The organism is Mesorhizobium sp. WSM4832 (assembly GCF_055811115.1).
Genome location: NZ_JBVVQH010000003.1, coordinates 223,389 through 246,031, shown reverse-complemented (window position 1 = coordinate 246,031; position 22,643 = coordinate 223,389). Strand labels below are relative to the sequence as shown.

18 protein-coding genes are annotated in these 22,643 nt (G+C 63.6%); 8 read left to right on the top strand and 10 right to left on the bottom strand.

What is annotated here, in order from left to right; genetic code table 11:
- Window position 1: 1 nt before the first annotated feature.
- The 5 genes from AC0L2L_RS06420 to AC0L2L_RS06400 are packed head-to-tail and all read left to right on the top strand — an operon-like array spanning window position 2 to window position 5,405.
- A complete protein-coding gene (locus AC0L2L_RS06420; protein ID WP_473576944.1) occupies window positions 2-1,897 on the top strand; it encodes a peptidyl-prolyl cis-trans isomerase in 1,896 nt (631 codons plus the stop codon).
- On the top strand, window positions 1,894-2,904 hold the full coding sequence (trpD, locus tag AC0L2L_RS06415) for an anthranilate phosphoribosyltransferase (protein WP_473576943.1): 1,011 nt from the start codon (window positions 1,894-1,896) through the stop codon (window positions 2,902-2,904). Before AC0L2L_RS06420 ends, trpD begins: the two co-directional genes overlap by 4 nt.
- Window positions 2,905-2,908: 4 nt before the next feature.
- Window positions 2,909-3,721: an indole-3-glycerol phosphate synthase TrpC gene (gene trpC / locus AC0L2L_RS06410; RefSeq protein WP_473576942.1), complete on the top strand. Its 813-nt coding sequence runs from the start codon at window positions 2,909-2,911 to the stop codon at window positions 3,719-3,721.
- A complete protein-coding gene (gene moaC, locus AC0L2L_RS06405) occupies window positions 3,718-4,200 on the top strand; it encodes a cyclic pyranopterin monophosphate synthase MoaC (protein WP_473577111.1) in 483 nt (160 codons plus the stop codon). The genes trpC and moaC overlap by 4 nt, the downstream gene beginning before the upstream one ends.
- On the top strand, window positions 4,200-5,405 hold the full coding sequence (locus AC0L2L_RS06400) for a molybdopterin molybdotransferase MoeA (RefSeq protein ID WP_473576941.1): 1,206 nt from the start codon (window positions 4,200-4,202) through the stop codon (window positions 5,403-5,405). The genes moaC and AC0L2L_RS06400 overlap by 1 nt, the downstream gene beginning before the upstream one ends.
- A gap of 69 nt (window positions 5,406-5,474) precedes the next feature.
- On the opposite strand, the gene AC0L2L_RS06395 is transcribed toward AC0L2L_RS06400, so the two are convergent.
- Together AC0L2L_RS06395 and kynU are read right to left on the bottom strand one after the other, a co-directional pair.
- Window positions 5,475-6,305 carry an alpha/beta hydrolase gene (locus AC0L2L_RS06395; RefSeq protein ID WP_473576939.1) on the bottom strand — a complete coding sequence of 277 codons (831 nt, stop codon included), beginning with the start codon at window positions 6,303-6,305 and terminating at the stop codon, window positions 5,475-5,477.
- Window positions 6,306-6,365: 60 nt separating this feature from the next.
- Window positions 6,366-7,613, bottom strand: a complete 1,248-nt coding sequence (gene kynU, locus AC0L2L_RS06390) for a kynureninase (RefSeq protein ID WP_473576938.1) — start codon at window positions 7,611-7,613, stop codon at window positions 6,366-6,368.
- Window positions 7,614-8,065: 452 nt separating this feature from the next.
- Here kynU and lexA point away from each other — a divergent pair, with 452 nt between their 5' ends.
- A complete protein-coding gene (gene lexA, locus AC0L2L_RS06385) occupies window positions 8,066-8,800 on the top strand; it encodes a transcriptional repressor LexA (RefSeq protein ID WP_473576937.1) in 735 nt (244 codons plus the stop codon).
- A gap of 3 nt (window positions 8,801-8,803) precedes the next feature.
- On the opposite strand, the gene AC0L2L_RS06380 is transcribed toward lexA, so the two are convergent.
- Window positions 8,804-11,278, bottom strand: coding sequence for a ComEC/Rec2 family competence protein (locus AC0L2L_RS06380; RefSeq protein WP_473576936.1), 2,475 nt, complete (start codon window positions 11,276-11,278; stop codon window positions 8,804-8,806).
- Window positions 11,279-11,379: 101 nt separating this feature from the next.
- Between AC0L2L_RS06380 and gltX the strand changes: the two genes are divergently transcribed.
- Both gltX and gltA read left to right on the top strand, forming a co-directional pair.
- On the top strand, window positions 11,380-12,804 hold the full coding sequence (gltX, locus tag AC0L2L_RS06375) for a glutamate--tRNA ligase (RefSeq protein ID WP_473576934.1): 1,425 nt from the start codon (window positions 11,380-11,382) through the stop codon (window positions 12,802-12,804).
- 182 nt (window positions 12,805-12,986) lie between these two features.
- On the top strand, window positions 12,987-14,315 hold the full coding sequence (gene gltA, locus AC0L2L_RS06370) for a citrate synthase (RefSeq protein WP_036258282.1): 1,329 nt from the start codon (window positions 12,987-12,989) through the stop codon (window positions 14,313-14,315).
- Between the two features lie 50 nt (window positions 14,316-14,365).
- Here gltA and lpxB read toward each other — a convergent pair whose 3' ends face one another.
- The 7 genes from lpxB to rseP form a co-directional block, all read right to left on the bottom strand.
- Window positions 14,366-15,550 (bottom strand): lipid-A-disaccharide synthase, encoded by a 1,185-nt coding sequence (lpxB, locus tag AC0L2L_RS06365; protein WP_473576933.1) that lies wholly within the window; start codon window positions 15,548-15,550, stop codon window positions 14,366-14,368.
- Window positions 15,540-16,457, bottom strand: a complete 918-nt coding sequence (locus AC0L2L_RS06360; protein ID WP_473576931.1) for an LpxI family protein — start codon at window positions 16,455-16,457, stop codon at window positions 15,540-15,542. The genes lpxB and AC0L2L_RS06360 overlap by 11 nt, the downstream gene beginning before the upstream one ends.
- The gene (lpxA, locus tag AC0L2L_RS06355) at window positions 16,444-17,280 is read right to left on the bottom strand and encodes an acyl-ACP--UDP-N-acetylglucosamine O-acyltransferase (RefSeq protein ID WP_473576930.1); all 837 of its coding nucleotides are present in this window, start codon (window positions 17,278-17,280) and stop codon (window positions 16,444-16,446) included. Before lpxA ends, AC0L2L_RS06360 begins: the two co-directional genes overlap by 14 nt.
- Window positions 17,281-17,299: 19 nt before the next feature.
- The gene (gene fabZ / locus AC0L2L_RS06350) at window positions 17,300-17,761 is read right to left on the bottom strand and encodes a 3-hydroxyacyl-ACP dehydratase FabZ (protein ID WP_027166226.1); all 462 of its coding nucleotides are present in this window, start codon (window positions 17,759-17,761) and stop codon (window positions 17,300-17,302) included.
- Window positions 17,754-18,809 carry a UDP-3-O-(3-hydroxymyristoyl)glucosamine N-acyltransferase gene (lpxD, locus tag AC0L2L_RS06345; RefSeq protein ID WP_473576929.1) on the bottom strand — a complete coding sequence of 352 codons (1,056 nt, stop codon included), beginning with the start codon at window positions 18,807-18,809 and terminating at the stop codon, window positions 17,754-17,756. The genes fabZ and lpxD overlap by 8 nt, the downstream gene beginning before the upstream one ends.
- Before the next feature lie 79 nt (window positions 18,810-18,888).
- Window positions 18,889-21,252, bottom strand: a complete 2,364-nt coding sequence (gene bamA / locus AC0L2L_RS06340; RefSeq protein ID WP_473576928.1) for an outer membrane protein assembly factor BamA — start codon at window positions 21,250-21,252, stop codon at window positions 18,889-18,891.
- Between the two features lie 217 nt (window positions 21,253-21,469).
- Window positions 21,470-22,612, bottom strand: coding sequence for an RIP metalloprotease RseP (gene rseP / locus AC0L2L_RS06335; RefSeq protein WP_473576927.1), 1,143 nt, complete (start codon window positions 22,610-22,612; stop codon window positions 21,470-21,472).
- Window positions 22,613-22,643 lie beyond the last annotated feature (31 nt).

Genomic DNA, 22,643 nt, shown 5'->3' with positions numbered 1-22,643 from the left:
CATGCTTGGTATATTGAGAAGCGCGGCGGGCACCTGGGGCGCGAAGGCGTTGCTGTCCTTGCTGGTGATAAGTTTCGCCGCCTGGGGCATCACCACGCGCATGGTGGGCGGTGCGCTGGGTGGCCATCATGCGGTGATCACGGCCGGCGGCACGGAGGTCTCGATCAACGAGTATCGGCTCGCTTATGATCGCCAGCTCAGCATGCTGTCGCAGCAATATGGCCAGCGCGTCACCCATGAACAGGCCAAGCTGCTCGGTGTCGACAACCAGGTGCTGTCGCAGCTCGTTTCGGGCGCCGTGCTTGACGAACAGGCGCGCAAGCTCGGGCTCGGTCTCTCCAAGGACCGGCTCGCCGAACTGACACGCGAGGATCCGGCCTTCAAGGGCCCGGGCGGTCAGTTCGATCGCCGGACCTTCGAGTATCTCCTGCGCGAGCTCGGCATGCGCCCGGAGGACTATCTCAAGAACCGTTCGCAGGTGGCTGTGCGCCAGCAGATCGTCGAGGCGATTTCCGACGGCCTCAAGGTTCCGCAGACCTTCCTGAAGGCGGTCTCGCTCTATCGCGGCGAGGATCGCACGATCGACTATCTCGTGCTGCCGAAGACGCTGGTGCAGCCGATCGAGGCGCCGTCCGACAGCGCCCTCGACGCCTATTTCGACGCCAACAAGAAGAACTACGCAGCGCCGGAGTATCGCAAGTTCTCCTATGCCCGGCTGGAGCCGCAGGACATAATGGATCCGTCCGCGGTGACCGACAGCCAGGTCAGCGATGACTACAACAAGAACATCGCGCGGTACACGACGCCCGAGATGCGCACCATCGAGCAGTTGGTGTTCAAGACGCCGGATGCGGCCAAGGCGGCTTACGATTCGCTGAAGGCTGGCGCCACTTTCGACAAGCTCATCACCGCTGAGGGCAAGACGCAGGCCGACACGCTGCTCGGTACGCTGGCCAAGGATAAGATCGCCGACAAGGCGGTGGCCGATGCGGCCTTCTCGCTCAATGCCAACGAGGTGAGCCCGGTCGTCCAGGGTGCCTTCGGTCCCGTGCTGTTGCGCGTCACAGAGATCAAGCCGCAGGTCGTCAAACCGCTTTCGGAAGTGTCCGCCCAGATCCGCAAGGACCTGGCGATCGGCGAAGCGAGCCGCATCCTGCTCGATGTGCATGACAGTTATGAGGATACCCGCGCTTCGGGCGCCTCGCTCGCCCAGGCCGCCGAGAAGCTGAAGCTCAAGGTCGTCACCATCGACGCCATCGACCGGACGGGCCAGCGCCCGGACGGAACGATCGTCAACGACCTGCCGGAATCGGCCGAGCTCATCAAGTCGGTTTTCACGGCCGAGCCCAATACCGAGAATGAAGGCCTGACGACCACCGACAACGGCTTCGTGTTCTATGAGGTTCAGTCGGTCACGCCGGCGCGCGACCGCACGCTGGATGAAGTCCGCAAGAAGGTCGCGGCCGACTGGACGGAGGCCGAGACCGACAAGCGGCTCGACGCGAAGGCGCAAGAGCTGGAGAAGCGCCTCAAGGCCGGCACCACGCTCGACGTCATCGCCGGCGAGCTCAAGCTCGATAAACAGACCAAGCGCGGCCTGAAGCGCGAAGCCGACGATGCCGATTTCGGCAAGGAAGGTGCGGCCGCCATGTTCGGTGTCGGCGAAGGCGGCACCGGCTTGATCCCCTCGCCCACCGGCGACGGCCAGATCCTGTTCAAGGTCGCCGAGGTCTTCGAGCCGGCGGGCGCCGACGGCAGCTCGGTGCCGGACGACGCGCAGAAATCCTTCGGCGCCGGCATGTCCGACGACCTGCTCGACCAGCTGGTGGCGCAGTTGCAGTCGCAATATGACGTTCGCATCGATCCGAACGCCGTTTCGCAAGCACAGACACGATGAGCGCGCTGAAGACACACATAGCAAAGGTCGCCGCCGGCACCGCGCTTTCCTTCGAGGAAGCCCGCGAAGCCTTCGACATCATCATGTCGGGCGATGCGACGCCCGGCCAGATCGGCGGCTTCCTGATGGCGCTGCGCGTACGCGGCGAGACAGTGGGCGAGATATCCGGCGCGGTCGCCACGATGCGCGCCAAGATGTTGCGCGTCGAGGCACCGCACGGCGCCATCGACATCGTCGGCACGGGCGGCGACAATTCGCACTCGGTCAACATCTCGACGGCTTCGGCTTTCGTCATCGCCGCCGCCGGCGTGCCGGTCGCCAAGCACGGCAATCGCGGCCTGTCCTCGCTGACCGGCTCGGCCGATGTGTTGACGGCGCTGGGCGTTAGAATAGACATCTCGCCAGAAATGATCGGCCGCTGCATCCACGAGGCCGGCGTCGGCTTCATGTTCGCACCGGCGCATCATCCGGCGATGAAGCATGTCGGGCCGACTCGCGTCGAGCTCGGCACGCGCACCATCTTCAACCTGCTCGGACCGCTGTCGAACCCCGCCGGCGTCAGCCGCCAGATGGTGGGCGTCTTCCTGCCGGAGTGGATCATGCCGGTGGCCGAGACGCTGAAGGCGCTGGGCGCCGATCACGCCTGGGTCGTCCATGGCGATGGCTATGACGAGATCACCACGACGGGCGAGACCCAGGTGGCGGAGCTTGTCGGCGGCGAGATCCGCAGCTTCACCTTGACGCCGGAATCCTTTGGATTGAAGCGGCACGCCAAGGAAGAGCTGCGCGGCGGCGATGCGGCCTACAACGCCAAGGAACTCCGCGATATGCTGGGCGGAGCGGCAGGTGCCTATCGCGACACGGTGCTGATGAATGCCGGCGCCGGGCTGGTCGTGGCCGGCAAGGCGACGACGCTTGCCGACGGTATTGTCGCGGCGGCGCAAGCGATCGACAGCGGCCGAGCGCTTGCGGTGCTGGACAAGCTTGTCGAGATTTCGAACGGATAAGGCCTTGTCGGACATCCTGCGCAAGATCGAAGCCTATAAGCGCGATGAGATCGCGTCGGCGAAGCTCGCCGTGCCGTTCGCCGAGATCAAGGCACGGGCGAAGGACGCCGACGCGCCGCGCGGCTTTCTCGCGGCGCTTGAGACAAAGTGCAGATCGGGCAGCTTCGCCCTGATCGCCGAGATCAAGAAGGCCAGCCCCTCCCGGGGGCTGATCCGCGCTGATTTCGACCCGCCCTCGCTCGCAAAAGCCTATCAGCAAGGCGGCGCGGCCTGCCTTTCGGTGCTGACCGACGCGCCGTCTTTCCAGGGCGCTCCGGAATTTCTCACCAATGCCCGCAAAGCGGTGTCCCTGCCCGTGTTGCGCAAGGATTTCCTGTTCGATCCCTACCAGGTCTACGAAGCACGCGCCTGGGGCGCCGACGCGATCCTGATCATCATGGCCAGCGTCGACGATGCGCTGGCGAGCGAGCTCGAAGCAGTGGCGTTCGAACTTGGCATGGATGCGCTGATCGAGGTGCATGACGAGGCCGAAACCGAGCGCGCGCTAAAACTGTCGTCGCAGCTGATCGGCATCAACAACCGCAACCTGAGAACGTTCGAGACCAGTCTCAAGACCTCGGAGCGGCTGGCGCTGATGGTTCCGAGCGATCGCTTGCTGGTCAGCGAGAGCGGCATCTTCACCCACGACGATTGCATCAGGATGCAGAAGACCGGCATAGGCACCTTTCTCGTCGGCGAGAGCCTGATGCGGCAGGCGGACGTGGCCGCGGCGACCGAGCTCCTGCTGACGGGCAAGGCAGCGGCCGAGGCCATCTGAGCATGGCTCTGACCCATCTCGGCGCCAAGGGCGAAGCCAATATGGTCGATGTCGGCGACAAGGCCGAGACGACCCGCACGGCAATCGCCGAAGGCTTTGTCTCGATGCGCCCCGAAACGCTGGAAATGATTCTCGCCGGCGACGCCAAGAAGGGCGATGTGCTGGGCACCGCCCGCATCGCAGGGATCATGGCCGCGAAGAAGACACACGAGCTGATCCCGCTTTGCCATCCGCTGCTTCTGACCAAGGTCGCCGTCGAGATCGAGCCGGACCATGCGCTGCCTGGCCTCAAGATCACGGCGCTTGCCCGCGTGACCGGCAAGACCGGCGTGGAGATGGAAGCGCTGACCGCCGCCTCGGTCGCCTGCCTCACCATCTACGACATGGCCAAGGCAGCGGACCGCGGCATGGTGATTTCCGGCATCCGGCTGGTCGAGAAGACCGGCGGCAAGTCCGGCGACTACAAGTCGGGTGCCTGATGGCGCTGGTTCCGGTAGCCGAAGCGCTCGAACGCCTGCTCGACGGCGCGGCGCCATTGCCGGGCGAAATCATTCCGTTAGCGGAAGCGGCCGGGCGTGTCCTGGCGGAGCCGGTCGTGGCTCTGCGCACGCAGCCCCCCTTCAACGCCTCGGCGATGGACGGCTACGCCGCGCGTTCCACCGATGTCGCGTCAGTGCCGGCGCAGCTTGAGGTCGTAGGCGTTGCGCCTGCAGGGCGCGGCTTTTCCGGAACCGTCGCGGAAGGCCAGGCGGTGCGCATCTTCACCGGTGCGCCGGTGCCCGAAGGCGCCGACACCATCGTCATCCAGGAAAACGTCCGCGATCTTGGCAACCGCAAGGTCGAAGTGACGGAGCCGACCGCGGCAGGACGCAACATCCGCCGCGCCGGCCTCGACTTCGGCCAGGGCGACGTGCTGCTCGAAAAGGGTCGCGCGCTCGATGCGGCAGCCCTCTCGCTGGCGGCGTCGGCCAACCACCCTAGCCTGAGCGTCGTGCGGCAACCGCTGGTCGCGATCATCGCCACCGGCGACGAACTGCTGCCGCCGGGCAGCGCGCTTGGCCCCGACCAGATCATTTCATCCAACGCCTATGGCGTCGCCGCCGCCGCCCAGTCGGTCGGCGCGCGAGCCCTCGATCTCGGCATCGCCGCCGACCGCCAGGAGGCGATCGCCGCGCTGGTCAGGAAAGCGGTTGAGGCCAGCGCCGACGTCATCGTCACGCTTGGCGGCGCCTCGGTCGGCGATCACGACCTGATCCATGACGTGCTCACCAGCGAAGGCATGAAGCTCGACTTCTGGAAGATCGCCATGCGCCCCGGCAAACCGCTGATGTTCGGTCGGCTTGGCAATGTCCGCTGCGTCGGCCTGCCCGGCAATCCGGTGGCAAGCATCGTCTGCACGCAACTCTTCCTGAAGCCGCTGCTTGCCCGGCTCGGCGGCCGCGTTTACAGGCAGGACGTGCGAACGGCCCGGCTGGGCGCCGCGATGCAGGCCAACGACCTCAGGCAGGATTATGTTCGCGCCATGGTTCGCGACGATGACGGCACGCTGGTCGCGACCCCCTTCGGCATCCAGGATTCCTCGATGCTGCGGATGCTCGCCGACGCCAACGGCCTGATCGTGCGCGAGCCCTTCGCGCCGGCCGCGGAAGCCGGCGCCGAATGCAGCGTGCTTATGCTGCGGTAATACGTCGGCGCAGCCGATCGTCTAAGCGTCGACGAAGTCGATCGCCTACACGTCGAAGCAGTCGATAATCTATTCGTCGACCAGCGTGCGGGTCAGGGGATGATCCGGATCGGCGAGACCATCGACAACATTGAAATGATGCCGATCCGGCTCGACCACTGAATCGGTAGCGGCGCCGAGCCCGGTCCAGATGTTGGCAAGCAACGCGCTCTGGCGCAGGAATTCCGAGCGCTCGCCGCCGCCGACCCAACAGGTGACGCGGGCCCCCTGCACGGGCCTCAGCAATGCCGGGCTTTCGGTCAACGCTTCCCGCTCGTCGATGTTCAGGGTTTCGTTCAGCGCCGTGAACATCAGCGGCCGAAGGTCGTGCAGGCCTGAAATCGAAACGACATGGCGTAGGCGGCGCGCCACATCGGATGATAGCGGTGAGGTCGCGGTCACCATGCGGCTGGCGAGATGTCCGCCGGCCGAGTGCCCGGCCAGCATCAGCGGACCATCGACCATGGCTGACGCCTTCTCGATCGCAGCCGCGGCTTCACCGACAATGCCGCTGATCCTGATCTCCGGGCAAAGTGTGTAGGAGGGCATGGCTACGGCGAAGCCACGTCCGACCGCGCCTCCTGCCAGATGCGACCAGGAACTCCTGTCCGACTCCATCCAGTAGCCGCCGTGGACGAACACAACGAGCCCCTTTGGCGCGGCAGGCGGGAGAAACAGATCGAGCCGGCTGCGCGGCGCTTCGCCATAGACGATATCGAGCCGCGCCCTGCCCTGCGCTAGCAGCTTTTCGCGAAATGCCTGAGCCGGGCCATCCCAGGCCGCCGGCCAACGGTCGCCGCCGGCGATATTGGCGCCGTTTGCATAGGCGTTGTCCCAGTCGACAATGCGGTGTCCCAGCACCAGTCCCTCCGCGGTCAGGTCAATATTGAATGGCTTTTGATTGCATCGCCGATTTCAAAGTCAGGTAACAGCTGTTTTGACGGCGAAGCGTGCTTCTCGCCAGGCGCCGGTGCGCAAGATGTCTTCCAGCACGTCGACGGCATCCCAGACATCCCGGTAGCCGATATAAAGCGGCGTGAAGCCGAAACGAACGGTCGACGGCGCGCGGAAATCGCCGATCACGCCGCGCTCGATCAAGGCGCGCATCACCTGGTAGCCATGCGGATGGGCAAACGACACCTGGCTGCCGCGCTCGGCGCCGCGGCGCGGGCTTTCCAGTTCGAGACCGAAGGCGCCGCATTTGGCTTCGACAAGCCGAATGAACAGGTCCGTCAGCGCGATGCTTTTCTCGCGCACAGCCGTCATCTCGACTTCGTCCCAGAGATCCAGCGCTCCTTTCAGCGCCCGCATCGACAGCACCGGCTGCGTTCCGCACAGGAACCGCCGGATGCCCGCGCCGGCGGCATAGCCCTGCTCGAACGCGAACGGCCTGGCATGGCCCCACCAGCCACTGAGCGGCTGGCGAATGTCGCCATGGTGGCGGTTCGCGGCGTAGATGAAGGCCGGCGCTCCCGGTCCGCCATTAAGATATTTGTACGTGCAGCCTATGGCGAAATCGGCATTCGAGCCGTCGAGATCCACCGGCAGGGCACCGGCCGTGTGGCAGAGATCCCAGACAATCAGCGCACCGGCCTCATGGGCCTTGCGCGTCAGCGCCGCCATGTCGCGCAGCCGGCCGGACTTGTAGTTGACGTGGTTTACCAGGATGACTGCGACACGATCGTCGACCAGTTCCTCGATCGTCGCGGCATCGACACCTTCGAGCCGCAGCACCGTGCCGGGCCGCGTCGAGGCCACCCCTTCGGCCATGTAGAGGTCGGTCGGGAAGCTGTCGCCCTCGGCAACGATCACCGAGCGCTCGGGACGCATTGCGAGTGCCGCATGCAGGACCTTGTAGATGTTGATCGAGGTCGTGTCGCACACCACGCTCTGGCCCGGCGCGGCGCCGATCAGACGCCCGAGCCGGTCGCCGAGCTCCACAGGCATGTCGAACCAACCAGCGGTGTTCCAGGCGCGGATGAGGTCTCGCGCCCATTCCTGCTTCGTGGCCGTCTCGATCTCGCTGAAGACGTTGATCGAAGCAGCGCCCAGAGAATTGCCGTCGAGGTATATAACGCCCTCAGGCAAGACGAAGCGACCGCGCATGGCGCGCAGCGGATCCGCGGCATCCATCGCCTCGACGTCAGCGAGATCGGGAATTCCCATCATTGTGCCACCGCCTCCATTTCGACCCGGCGCCGCTCACGGCCGGCCAAGGGCGGTTGTCTCACCACCGCCGGCGCCAGGGCAAGAACCTTTCGTCCTATGTTAGCTGGTCCATAGACGGCGAAGACCAGGGACCGGAATCATCGCCAGGTTGGCATTTTGGGTTCGTTTCGTTCACGGTGCAGAACGCGCAACGAGGAGCCGGCGCGACCCCACCCGGCACTTTCGTGATGGTGCCGCCTCTTGTTCCAGCTTAAGGATGGGCCGCAAAATCGAGCGGAATCAATACCGCCGCCCGGCGCGCGGCGGCCACGCCGCCACTGGATGCAACATTGTTTCGGCAACCTTAACAAATTCATTAAACTTTAAACGGTTGCGGAACACAACTGGAACAGATAGTGTTTGTTCTGGGTTTGTTTTTCTGATTCTGGTTTGAGAACCCATGGGGGCCGCCAATGCTGACGCGCAAACAACATGAACTCCTGATGTTCATCCATGAACGTCTGAAGGAGAGCGGGATTCCTCCATCTTTCGACGAGATGAAGGAGGCGCTCGACCTTGCCTCGAAGTCTGGTATCCATCGGCTGATTACGGCGCTGGAGGAACGCGGCTTCATTCGCCGGCTGCCAAACCGGGCGCGCGCGCTTGAAGTGCTGCGGCTGCCCGACTCGATCGCGCCTGGCCTGAATGCCGCGAGGAAGTTTTCGCCGAGCGTCATCCAGGGCGGCCAAGGCAATCTCGGCCGTCAGCTCAAGCCGGCAACCACCTCGCGTACGCCGATGCCCAGCAATGACGACGACGCTGTTTCGGCCGTATCGATTCCGGTGATGGGCCGCATCGCCGCCGGCGTGCCGATAGACGCAATCCAGCACCAGACGCATTCGATCACCGTGCCGCCGGATATGATCATGGGCGGCGAGCATTATGCGTTGGAGGTCAAGGGCGACTCGATGATCGAGGCCGGCATCTTCGACGGCGACACCGTCATCATCCGCAATGCCAACACGGCAAGCCCGGGCGAGATCGTGGTGGCGCTGGTCGACGACGAGGAAGCGACGCTCAAGCGCTTCCGCCGCAAGGGCGCCTCGATCGCGCTCGAGGCCGCCAATCCGGCCTACGAGACCCGCATCTTTGGGCCCGACCGGGTCAAGGTCCAAGGCAAGCTCGTCGGGCTTATCCGCCGCTACTGAAATCTATTGGGCTGGTGGCGAAGACTTCGCTTCCGTCCTCTCGGGTTTTTTGTAAGGCGGCAGGCCCCTCGCCTCGCGGGTGTATTTGCGTTGCTCGTGCCAGGGCCGGTATGGCTTCTCGACCGCGTAGCGAACGTTTGGACGCGCGGTTGCCGATTGCGGGTCGAAGAAGACGGCCGCACTGCCGTCACGCGCCAGCTGGCGCTTGGTGACGACAAGCACACGCGGATCGCGGCAGGGATTGTAGGCTGTGGCGTCGTTGATGACGATGAGGTCGGCAAAGCCGCAGGCCGGACGGGCGCTGTCGCGGTTTTCGACTAGTGCGACGATCGCCCCGGAAGGATGCCGGCCGATGCACAGGTCGCCTGTGCAGTAGAAGGGCGAGCCAGGCGGCAGGTCGACGGGATCGGCGATGTCGAGAGCGTCTTTGGAAAATGTCTCCGGCGGCACAATTGCTTCGGCCTTCAGCGCCCGCTTCCAATTGTCCGTGGTGAACTCATTGGAGCGTGCGCGGTTGACGGCGAGCTCGCCGGCGCCGATCGGCATTGCCACCAGATGCGCATCCTCCGAGATAAGCACGTCCGGCGTTCGGACATGCGGGATGACCATCAGGGCAGCGAGCGCGAACGGCATGGCTGCCAATCTGAGCCAGGTGGTGGCCATGGTAGCGATGACCAGCGCGATCGTCGCCAGCAGCACCGACTGGATCGAGATCAACCCGACGGCATCGACCGGTGAGCGCTCGGAAATCCACGCTGAAATGGCGATCATCGCCGTCAGGCCCTTGCCCATCACATAGAGAAAAGGACCGTCGAAGCCGAAGGGCATCGCCAGCGCGCTCAACACGGCGAACGGCATGACAACCAGCGAGACGATCGGCATGACCGCCAGATTGGCCAGCAGGCTGAGCGGTGACACCCGCTGGAAGTGCCAGATCGCGAACAGCAATGTCGCGCTGCCCGCGATGAGCGATGTTATGGCGGCGGCGCCCACTCCAACCGCCAGTTTCCGCGATATGAACCCGAGGAACGAACGCTTTACCGGCGGCGCGGTCGTTTTGCCGGCGCGATAGTCGGCGAAGCCGGCATAGGCACCGACGAGCGCCGCTGTGGCGGCAAAAGACATCTGGAAGCTCGGACCGACCACCTCGTGCGGCGAGACCAGGATGACGGCGATGGCCGAGATCGCCAGGTTGCGCATCGTCAGCGCCGTGCGGTCGAAGAGCACGGCGACCAGCATGACCGCCAGCATGATAAAACTTCGCTCGGCCGCCACCACGATGCCGGAGATCACCAGGTAAGCGGCGATCGAGATAAGCGCGATTCCAGCGGCATATTTCTTCACCGGCCGGCGCGACGAGAAATCCGGAAACAGCGCGAAGGCGCCGCGCAGCAGGACCATGATCGTGCCGGCGACCAGCGCCATGTGCAGGCCGGAGATCGAGATGATGTGATAGATACCGGTGCGTCGCATCGACTCGTTGATTTCTTCCGGAATGCCGGCGCGCACGCCGACGATCAGTGCTGCTGCAATCTCACTTTCGGAACCGCCGATGGTATCCCTGATGTGGTCGGCGATCCCTTCACGCGCGTTTTCTATGGCCGATGCGATGCGCGCGCCGAACGGCGCCCCTGTTGGCGCAATCGAGGTCGGCGCAATCAGCTTTGGATCGCCCAGGAAAAAGCCGCTGCCGCCGATGCCGGTGAAATAGCTGTCGAAGGAAAAGTCGTAGCTGTCAGGCCGGACCGGGCCCGTCGCCGGCAGCAGCTTGGCGTAGCCGGTCAGCATCGACCCCGCTGTCATGTCGGGCGGGATCTTGCGCGCCGACAACCTGACGCGAGCCGGCGCATAGCGCAGCGTCGGATGTGCCGTGGACATGAGATCGATGGTCAGTCGGACACGGCCATTGGCCATCGCCTCGGCGGTGACAAGGCGGCCCGTCAGCCGCGTCTGGATTTCGGACCCCAGCATCGGCGTCGCCATCCGCCAGGTCTCCACCTTGGCCGCGAGAAAGCCCAGGGCACACAAAAGGGTTGCCATGAAGACAAGGTGCGTTCTCTGCCGGGAACGCGAGATCGCCGCGCAGACAGCCATCAGAGCCACCGCAGCAAGCGGCCTGTAGAGATCGGGCTCGGTGCTCAGCGAGAAGTAGTAGATGACGCCCGCGGCCAGGAACACCGGCACCAGCAGGAAGCCGACGCCGCGGTCGACCTCGGTGGCGGCGGCGACGGCAATGCTTCGATGCAGCGCCGAAAGCGAAGCGCGGCCAAGCTGTTTGCGGATTCGGCCGGCGGTGGCAGTTGGCGAGGCTGGCTCTAGTGCACCGCCGCCGGGCGGCGGAAGCTCGGCTGGTGCACGCGGTTGCGGAAGCTGGAATGGCACCGCCTCCGTGGGCGTGGCATGGGCAAACATCAGGCGTTCGCTGACGCCAGCTGTCGTTGTCTCGCCCTCGTCCGCACCCCAGCCACGTCCAGCCATCGGGTCTGCCCCTTGCGCCCCAGACCGCCTATGCTACATGAACGCCAACTGCGCGAAAGCCCGCGCAAAATATGCCGTTTAAGCGCAAGCCTGAGAGTTCCATGTCCGACAAGGTCGTCACCCGTTTTGCCCCCTCGCCGACAGGCTACCTGCATATCGGCGGCGCGCGCACAGCGCTGTTCAACTGGCTTTATGCCAAGCACACCGGCGGCACGATGCTGCTGCGCATCGAGGACACCGATCGTGAGCGCTCCACCGAGGCCGCAACCGCCGCCATTCTCGACGGGCTGACCTGGCTTGGCCTCTCCTGGGATGGCGAAGCCGTCTCGCAGTTCGAGCGCGCGCCGCGTCACCGCGAAGTGGCCGAAGAGCTCGTGCGTATGGGCAAGGCCTATTACAGCTATGAGACGCCGGCAGAGCTCGAGGCAATGCGCGAGGCAGCTAGGGCCAAGGGCCTGCCCCCGCGCTACAACGGCCAGTGGCGCGACCGCGATCCCTCCGAGGCGCCCGCGGGCGTCAAGGGCGCGATCCGCATCAAGGCGCCGACCGAGGGCGAGACGGTCGTGCACGATCGCGTGCAGGGCGAGGTGCGCTTTCCCAACAAGGATCTCGACGACTTCATCATCCTGCGCTCGGACGGCAACCCGACCTACATGCATGCCGTCGTCGTCGACGACCACGACATGGGCGTCACCCACATCATCCGCGGCGACGACCACCTGACCAACGCTGCCCGCCAGACGGTGATCTACAACGCCATGGGCTGGGACGTGCCGTCGATGTCGCATATCCCGCTGATCCATGGCGCCGACGGCGCCAAGCTGTCGAAGCGGCATGGCGCGCTCGGCGTCGAGGCCTATCGCGCCATGGGCTATCTGCCGGAGGCGCTGCTCAACTATCTGGCCAGGCTCGGCTGGAGCCATGGCGACGACGAGGTGATGTCGATCAAGGATATGATCGCCTGGTTCGACATCGGCGACGTCAACAAGGGCGCGGCCCGCTTCGACTTCGCCAAGCTCGAGGCGCTGAACGGCGTCCATATGCGCAAGATGGACGATCAGGCGCTGTTCGATATCTTCGTCGCCACCTTGCCCTATCTCGAAGGCGGCCCCTTACTTGCGGCAAAGCTCGATGATAGGCGCAAGGCGCAGTTGCTTGCGGCCATGCCCGGCCTCAAGGAGCGGGCCAAGACTCTTGTGGAACTGGTCGACGGCGCGGCTTTCCTGTTCGCCGAGCGGCCATTGCCGCTGGACGAGAAGGCGGCGGGCTTGCTCAACGCGGATGCGCGCGCGATTTTGCGCGGCGTGCATGGCGCATTGTCTTCTGTCCAGGGCGAGTGGAGCGCCGCTTCGGCGGAGGCTTCGATCCGCGAGTTTGCCGAGGCCGGTGGGCACAAGCTTGGCGCCGTGGCCCAACCGCTGAGAGCCGCGCTGACCGGCCGCAGCACCTCGCCCGGCGTGTTCGACGTGCTTGCCGTGCTGGGCCGTCAGGAAAGCCTGGCGCGCATTGCAGATCAAATCGATTAGGAGCGAACTGGCCCAAGAAGATTGGCATTGAAAGGTGCGTTTCGCAGTGCAACATTAGGTCTTGGCCCAATCTGGCACGCACCTCCTAAAAATGCAGTGGCGAGTTCGCGCATTCCGGTGACTTCGACGTGTCGTTTGCAGGAATTGCCTTGCCGGCATGAGGATACAAAAGGAGTTTGAGAATGAGCGAAGCTGCGACAAAATTGGAACCGGGCAGCAAAACGCGTGAGTCGACCGCCAGGCTCGAACTCGCCGGCAAGACGCATGAATTGAAGGTGCGAAGCGGGACGGTCGGGCCCGACGTCATCGACATCGGTTCGCTTTACAGCACCACCGGCGCCTTCACTTATGATCCGGGCTTCACCTCGACTGCCAGCTGCGAGTCCGGGATCACCTTCATCGACGGCGACGCCGGCATCCTGCTGCATCGCGGCTTCCCGATCGATCAGCTCGCCGAGCACGGCGACTTCCTCGAGGTCTGCTATCTCCTGCTCTACGGCGAGCTGCCGACCAAGGCGCAGAAGGACGACTTCGATTATCGCGTGACCCGCCACACGATGGTGCATGAGCAGATGTCGCGCTTCTTCACCGGCTTCCGCCGCGACGCGCATCCGATGGCGGTCATGTGCGGCGTGGTCGGCGCGCTGTCGGCCTTCTATCACGACTCGACCGATATCTCCGACCCCTACCAGCGCATGGTCGCCTCGATGCGCCTGATCGCCAAGATGCCGACGATCGCGGCGATGGCCTACAAGTACCATATCGGCCAGCCCTTCATTTACCCGAAGAACGATCTCGGCTTCGCGGCCAACTTCCTGCACATGTGCTTTGCCGTCCCGTGCGAGGAGTACAAGATCAATCCGGTGCTGGCGCGCGCCATGGACCGCATCTTCATCCTGCACGCCGACCACGAGCAGAACGCTTCGACCTCGACCGTTCGCCTTGCGGGCTCTTCTGGAGCCAACCCCTTCGCCTGCATCGCCGCCGGCATCGCCTGCCTGTGGGGTCCGGCGCATGGCGGCGCCAACGAGGCGGCGCTGAACATGCTGGGCGAGATCGGCCATGTCGATCACATCCCCGAATTCATTGCCCGCGCCAAGGACAAGAACGACCCGTTCCGCCTGATGGGCTTCGGCCACCGCGTCTACAAGAACTACGATCCGCGCGCCAAGATCATGCAGAAGACCGCGCATGAGGTGCTGGGCGAGCTCGGCATCAAGGACGACCCGCTGCTCGACATCGCGATGGAGCTGGAGAAGATCGCGCTCACCGACGAGTATTTCATCGAAAAGAAGCTCTACCCGAACGTCGACTTCTATTCCGGCATCACGCTGAAGGCGCTGGGCTTCCCCACCACCATGTTCACAGTCCTCTTCGCGGTCGCGCGCACCGTGGGCTGGATCGCCCAGTGGAAGGAAATGATCGAGGATCCGCACCAGAAGATCGGCCGCCCGCGCCAGCTCTATACCGGCGCCACGGAACGCGACTACGTGCCGATTGCAAAGAGATAGTGAAGTAGTGAGTAGGCAATAGGCAGGGTGAGACAGAGAGCTCCTACTGCCTACTGCCTACTGCCTACTGCCTTCCTCACGCACCCAATCACCACCTCCGCAGCGATCTCGCCTGAAGGCCTTTCGGTCGCCATGCGGGTCGCCACTTCGGCAAAGCCGTCCTTTTGCCAGGCGCGATAGGCGGTGTCGGCAAACAGCGCCTCGAGCTGCCTCGCCAGATAGTGCGGCCGCACATATTGGTTGTAGCTTTCCGGCACGACAGGCCGATCGGCGATGAGATTCGGCAAGGCGGCGCTCCATACCGTGATCAGGCGCTGGGCCATCTGCATGACCGGATCGAATTTGTAGCACGAGATCATTGGCACGCCCGAAAGCGCCAGCTCGAGCGACACGGTTCCCGATGCGATCAACGCCGCATCGGCCTTGCCGAAGGCCTGCCATTTGCGCTCGGATTCGACGATGATCTCCGGCTTTTCATCCCAGCGTGCAACCGAGGTCCTGACCAGATCGACGACATGCGGCACCGTCGGCAAAAGCAAGCGCAACCGGTGTCCGCGCGCGCGCAGGACCGATACCGTATCGCCGAACGGAACGACAAGCCGGCTTACCTCGCCGCGGCGCGAGCCGGGCAGCACCAGCACCGTCTTGACGCGGTCTTCGGAGAGGTCGCGCGGCTGGCTCTGCGCCTTGGCGGCGCCAAGCACGCCCGGATCCTGCGTCAACCGGTGACCGACATAGGTGCCCGGCGGTCCGCCAAGGCGAGCAAGCGCCTTCACCTCGAATGGCAGGATACACAGAATGTGGTCGACATAGGGTTTCATCGCCACCGCCCTGCCCGGCCGCCAGGCCCATACGCTCGGGCAGACATAGTGGACGATCGGGATGGCCGGTGCTGTTGCGCGAACCTTCTTCGCCACGCGCAGCGAAAAGTCGGGGCTATCGATGGTAACCAGGCAATCGGGCCGCTCGGCCGCGATCATCGCCGCCGTCTGGCTGATACGGCGCATCAGTCGCGGCAGGTCGCGCAGCACCGCGCTGAAGCCCATCAGCGCAATCTCGCTGCCGTCGAACAGCGGAGCCAGCCCCAGCTGCTGCAGGTGCCGCCCGCCGATGCCGACGAGCTGAACCTTGCGGCCGGTCGTGCGCTCGAGCGCCCGCACGATGTCGGCGCCGAGCAGATCGCCGGACTCCTCGCCGGCGACGATCGCGAGCTTGAGCGGCTTGTCAGCGACCATGAGCCGGCTTCCCATTGGCCAGCTCCGTTGCTGGCAGACCGACGATGAAAAGGCCAAGCGCGTTCGCGCGCGCAAGTGTGGTCGGGCCTTCCAGAATGAGCGAGCGGCCGGCCTCGACAGCTACCCCGGCAAGGCCAGCCGCATGCGCGGCCTCGATCGTCTGCGGGCCTATGGTTGGCAAGTCGGCGCGCAATTCCTGGCCCGGCTTGGCGCATTTGACCAGCACGCCGCGCGCCTTGCCGGCCAGCCTGCCGTGGCCGCGCAATTCCCGCATCCTGTCGAGCAGGCCGGCAGTGCCTTCAATGCCTTCCAGCGCGACGGCCCGACCTCCGATCGCAATCGCCGCCTGGCCGATATCGAGCGCGCCAATGGCCTTGGCCGCCTTTCGGGCCGCCTCGATGTCGCGCCAGTCAGACTGATTTGGTCCGGCCGTCGTCAACGGACCTTCGCCGGCCGTCAGTTCCGGAACGACTTCGTGCGCGCCGACGACCTTGATGCCGCGCGTTTCGAAGCTTCGGGTCAACATCTTCAGCAGACCATCGTCGCCGCGTCTCAATCCTCTAACCACCAAGGGAATTATCGCCAGCAGACCAAGTGTGGGCCTTATCTTGCTCAGCCGCGGCCTGCGCTTGATCTCGCCGGCAAGAACAAGATGCGTGATGCCCTTGCGTCTCAACAATGGAAACAGCAACCCGATGTCTTCGAGCGCGAGTTTTTCCTGATCGTAGGCGGCAAAATCCGCCTCTCGGTCGACCTCGCCCGCGGCGATGATGATGAAGGGCGCAAAACCGTGCTTGACCAGGCCATCGGCGACTTCGACAGGCAGGCTGCCGCCGCCGGCAATGATGCCGACCCTGGAGCCCGGCGCGAGTGCAAGCCCTGCTTCGGCGGGCTTAGCCCTCGTCATCGCCATTGTCATCGTCGCCGCCACCCGTGAGCGATGGGACGGCAAAGTGCCGCTTGCCGCGACTGGCGATGAAATCGATGATCTTCATGGCAGTTGGCGAAGCGGCGAATTCGGCCTTGGCGAGTTCCACATTCTCGCCGACGGTTCGGGAGCGATCGAAAATCGTCCGATAAGCTTTGCGCAGCAGATAGATTTCGGAACGCGGCACGCCGGAGCGCTTGAGGCCAATGATGTTCAAGCCGCGCAGGCTGGCTCGGTTGCCGACCGCGATGGCGTAGGGAATGACATCCCCAACAAAAGCCGAGCACCCGCCAAGAAAGGCGTTGTCGCCGACGCGCACGAATTGATGAACGGCGCTCAGGCCGCCGATATAGACGTTGTCGCCTATCTCGCAATGGCCGCCGAGCGTCGCGCCATTGGCGAAAGTGGCGTTCTTGCCGACCACGCAATCATGGGCGATATGGGCGTAGGCGAGGAAATTGCCATTGTCGCCGACGGTGGTCTCGCCACGGCTGGAATCCGTGCCGACATGCATGGTGACGCCTTCGCGCAGCGTGCAGTTCTCACCGATGACCAGGGTGGTGCGCCCACCTTTGTGCTTGGTGTTCTGCGGCGGCGCGCCGAGCGTCGCCATCGGATAGACCTTTGTCCCGGTCCCGATGGTTGTTGCGCCCATCACTGACACATGGCTGACCAGCTCGACACGGTCGCCGATGATTGAATCGGCGCTGATATGGCAGAAGGGTCCGATGCGGACGCCTTCGCCGATCTGGGCTCCTTCTTCGACGACCGAGGAAGGATGGATGGATGTCTCGACTTTCATGAGCATTTCGAACCGTCAGTCAGCCGGTAACCATCATGGCCGAAACCTCGGCTTCGGCGGCTTTCGCGCCGTCAACCATCGCCTCGCAGGCGAATTTCAGCAGGTTGCCGCGTTTCTTGATCTTTTTGACATGGATCCTGAGCTGATCGCCCGGAACCACCGGTTTGCGGAATTTCGCGTTGTCGATGGTCATGAAATAAACCAGCGAGGGCTTTTCCGTGTTGAGGCTGCGAATGCAGATCGCGCCGGCGGTCTGGGCCATGGCCTCGATGATCAACACTCCGGGCATCACCGGCTGCTGGGGAAAATGGCCCTGGAAATGCGGCTCGTTAATGGTCACGTTCTTGATGCCGACAGCGGATTCGTCGCCGTCGATGTCGATAATGCGATCGATCAGCAGGAACGGATAGCGGTGCGGCAGGAGCTTCATCAGCCCCATGATGTCGACCGCCTCTAGTGTCGTTGCCACCATGTCAGCCATTTCCGTCGCCTTGCTTGCGCGTCCTGGCCATCCTGCGCAGCATTGCTATCTCGCGCATAGCCTCGGCCATCGGCTGTGCCGGATAACCTCCCCATATCTCGCCTGCCGGCACGTTGTTCATGAATCCACTTCTCGCAGCAAGCTTGGCTCCCGGCCCGATGGTCAGATGATCGGCGAGGCCGACACCGCCGCCCATGGTGACGTTGTCACCGACGACGACGGAACCGGAAATACCCGAAAGCCCTGCTATAATGCAATTGCGGCCGATGCGAACATTGTGGGCGATCTGCACCAGATTGTCGATCTTGGTGCCCTGGCCGATGATGGTATCGGACATCGCGCCGCGGTCGACGGTCGAATTGGAGCCGACCTCGACATCGTCCTGAATGATGACGCGGCCGATCTGCGGCACGCGTTCAGGTCCCTTGGCGCCGCCCACGAAGCCGAAACCGTCCTGGCCGATCCTGGCGCCGCCATGGATGATGACGCGGTTGCCGATAAGCGCATATTGGATGCTGGTGCCGGGACCTATGAAGCCGTCACGGCCGATCTGGCAGGAACGGCCGACAACGGCGTGGGGCGCAATGACCGTGCCGCTGCCGATAGCCACACCGGGACCGATCACGGCACCCGCCTCGACAATCGCCCCTTCCTCGACATGCGCGGATGGATCGACAAACGCATGCGCCGAGATGCCGGTTTCCCCGGTCATCGGCCCCGGGGTCGCGGCGTGCGGAAACAACAGGCGCCCGACCATTGCGAAAGCCTGTTGCGGGCGCGGATGCATCAGCACCGCAATACCTGGCGGCGCCTTGCTGGCAAAATCGGCGGGACACAGGACCGCGGCCGCCCTGAGCGACGGCATGAGTGCGAAATTGCGCTTGCCGTCGACAAAGACGAGCGCGCCGTCGCCACCCTCATTGGCGGGAGCCAGCGCCTCGATGGCAATTTCGGCCTGAGCGGAATCGAACAGGCTGGCGCCGGTCAGATTCGCGACCTCGCTAGCCGTATACCGGCGTGAAGGCGCAAAGAACACCGGATCGGTCATTCCAGAAGCAATATCCAGCTGGGTCGGATCAGTCTAGTCCGGGCCGTCATGCGGCCCGGAAAATGTCGCGACCGCAAGATTAGAAGCGGGTCGCGATACCGAAGTTGAATTCCTGCACATCGTCGGTCGACTCTTTCTTGACCGGGATCGCGTAGTCGATGCGGATCGGGCCGAACGGCGAAGCCCACATCAGGCCGATACCAACCGAGGCGCGCAGCTTCATGTCGGCCGAGGCCGAATCGACACCGACAAGCTTGTTGCCATAAAGCGTCGCCGCATCCGCAAAGACCGCGCCACGCAGACCGAAGCTCTCCGGAATAACTGGAAGCGGGAACTGAGCTTCTGCGGAGGCATTGAAATAGGTCGTACCTCCAAGGTGATCACCGCTGCCGTCATTGGCCACAGGACCAATGCCGCCATACTCAAAGCCGCGGATCATGCGATCATTGCTCTGGAAGTTATCGAAAATCCGCAGGTCGCCACTGCCGTAGCCCGCGAGGTAGCCTGCACCACCCGAAACCAAGCCGACGATATCAAGCTGTTCGGACAAAGTCTGGTAGACGCTCGCACGTCCAGTAATTTTGACCCACTTGGCGTCACCACCCAAACCAGCGAACTCGGTCGCGCCGGTGATATAAAGCCCCTCATGCGGGTTCTTCATATCGTCGATGGTATTGTAGACCAGACCGAGGCTGACCGATGACTTGAGCCAAGGGCTTTCTGCAACGCCATCTCGAATCGCCTGGGAGATGGTGCACTTGGCTGGATCATAGATCCCGTTGGTCGTGCAATTGTCCGCAAGTGAGTACTTCTCTTGCGAGATGTTATAGGCCAGCTGCGTCGAAATGCTGTCCGTGATCGGCAGGCCGAAGCGAACGGTCGCGCCGGTGGTGTCTGTGTCGTAGTGATCGTACTCGCGGGTCGACTTGTAGATATCGAACCCGGCCGCGATGCGCCTGCCGAGGAAATAAGGCTCGGTGAAGGAAAGGGCGTAGTCGCGCGAATTCTTGCCGCCGCCGGCCGACACCTTGATGTACTGGCCGCGACCGAGGAAGTTGCGTTCGGTGATCGAGCCTTCGATCGACGGTCCGGGCGTGTCGCCGCCGGTCGAATAGCCGGCGCCGACCGAGAATTCGCCGGTCGACTTCTCAACCACGGTGACCACGAGCACGACCTGGTCGGGAGCCGAGCCCGGAACTGTCGAGATGTCGACAGACTGGAAGTAATCAAGGCTTTCCAGCCGCTTCTTCGCGCGCTGGATGAGGACCTGGTTGAAGGCATCGCCTTCACTGACATCGAACTCGCGCCGGATGACATAGTCGCGTGTGCGGTCGTTGCCGCGGATTTCGATGCGCTCGACATAGGCCTTGGTGCCCTGGTCGATGGTGTAGACGACCGAAATGGTGTGGTTCTCGAAATTGCGGTCGCCGCGCGGCGTCACCTGGGCGAAGGCATAGCCCGAGCCCGCGACCTTCTCGGTCAAACCGACGATCGAATCCTCGACGTCCTTGGCGTTGTAGACGTCGCCCTTGTGGGTTTCGACCGTGGATTCCAGCGCCTTCGAGTCGACCTCGGGGATGGTGCTTTCCACGCTTACGTCGCCGAATGTGTAGCGGTCGCCTTCCTGCACGGTGATGGTGACCGTGTATTTGTTGGTCGTGTCGTCGAGCTCGCCGACGGCCGAGACGACCTGGAAATCGGCATAGCCGTGATTGTAGTAGAAGCGGCGCAGCAGCTCCTGGTCGGCGCGCAGCTTATCCTCGTCATAGACGTCGTCACGCAGCACGAAGGACAGCCAGGACGAGCGCTTGGTGTTGATGACATCCGACAGGCGGCGGCTGGAATAAGCGTGGTTGCCGACGAAATTGATTGCCGCGATCTGGGTGCGTCCGCCTTCGTTGATGTTGAAGACCACGTTCACGCGGTTGTCGCCGAGATCCATGATCTGCGTGGTCACGGCGGCGTCGTCACGGCCAATGCGCTTGTAGGCAGCCTTTACCGCCTCGACGTCGGCGTCGAGCGCCTGTTGCGAGAAGGTGGCGCGCGGCTTCAGCTGGATAGCGGCCTGGAGCGCGTTGTCCTTCAGCTTCTTGTTGCCCTGGAACAGGACCTGGTTGACGACCTTGTATTCGGAAACCTTGACCACCAGGCTCGAACCGACCTGGTTGATCTGAACGTCCGAGAACAGGCCGGTGCCGAACAGCGCCTTGACGGCGTCGTCGATATCGGAGCTGGAGAAGGGCTTGCCCGGCTTGATTGCGATGTAATTGCGGATGGTCTCCGCATCGACCCGCTGGTTGCCGCTGACCTCGACACGCGAAATGACCGCGGCCCCGGCCGCCGACGTCGCAGCGAACTGCACTGCGAGCGCGCCTGGCACGACCAGAGCGGCCGACAAAGCCGCCGCGGAAACGGCGCTCAGAAACTTGGATGCTGCCTTCATCGGGCTTTTGTACCTTTTTCTCGTAGTCCCCACGGCGAGAAAACCGGACGTGCGGTATTTCTCTTACCGTATTAACCGGATTTTCCCTACACGCAAGGCTCCCGGTTAATTTGTATTTACTTAACCGTACCGCGTGGCTTTCGCGTCACGCATATCCCCACGCATGGTAAACAGCATCTCAATGCGCCCGGGGCTGAAGCCGAATTTCTTCATGATTTCAGCACCCAAACAGATCGTTCCAAAAAACGAAGCCCATGAATCCGAGCACCAGGAACAGCCCGGTCCGATAAGCCATCTCCATCGTCCGCTCCGAAACGGGCCGCCTTATGACGGCCTCCACGCCGTAGAACAACAGGTGGCCGCCGTCGAGAGGGGGAATCGGCAGAAGATTGAGAAATCCTATTCCGACTGACAGAAATGCAACAAGCTGCACCAGCCATTCGAAGCCGAGCTTGGCCGCCTGCCCCGACATCTTCGCGATCTTGATCGGACCGCCCAGCTGGCATTTATCCTCCCGCCCAAGCGCAAAGCGCTGCAGGAACTGGCCGGTGCGCTGGATCACGTGCCCGGTTTCCTCGACCGCCGCCACCACGGCGCCCGCCGGCGTATAGGAGATCAAGCGCGGCTGGCCGAGCTCGGCGTTGTTGACGACACCGATAACCGCCACCTTGACCTTGTTGCCCAGCGCATCCTGCTGCTCCATGGGCTCCGGCGTCGCGGTGACGGCGATTTCCTTGCCGTCGCGCAGCATGGTGAAGGTGATGGCGTCGCCTGCCCGGCCTGAAACCAGCCGCTGCACGTCGGCGAAGGTCTCCACCTTGCTGCCGTCGACTTTGACGAATCGGTCGCCTGGCTGGATTCCGGCTTTCTCCGCCGGGCTGCCCGCGGTGACTTCGGCCACCGTCGGCTCCAGGACCGGACGGCCATAGAGGGAAAACAACACCGCGAACACGGCAATGGTCAGCAGGAAATTGAACAGCGGCCCCGCAACGACGGTAGCGGCGCGTTTCCAGATCGGCTGCGTGTGGAAGGCGACCTCGCGCTCGGCTTCAGTCAGTGATTCGATCTCATCGGTGCTCGGCTGGCTCGACGTCGCATTCATGTCGCCGACGAATTTGACATAGCCTCCAAGCGGAATGGCGCAAAGTTTCCAGCGCGTCCCGCGGCGGTCGTAAAAGCCGAATATCTCGGGGCCGAAGCCGATCGAAAAGGCCTTGACGCCGATGCCGCACCAGCGGCCGACGAGATAGTGGCCCATCTCGTGGACGAACACGACCACGGTCAGCACGAACAGGAACGGCACGAGCGTGCCAAGGACGAAGCCTTGTGTGCTGAAGACCGTGTGAAAGATGTCGTTCAAGTCATGCCCTCAAATTCGCCCGCGCGACACT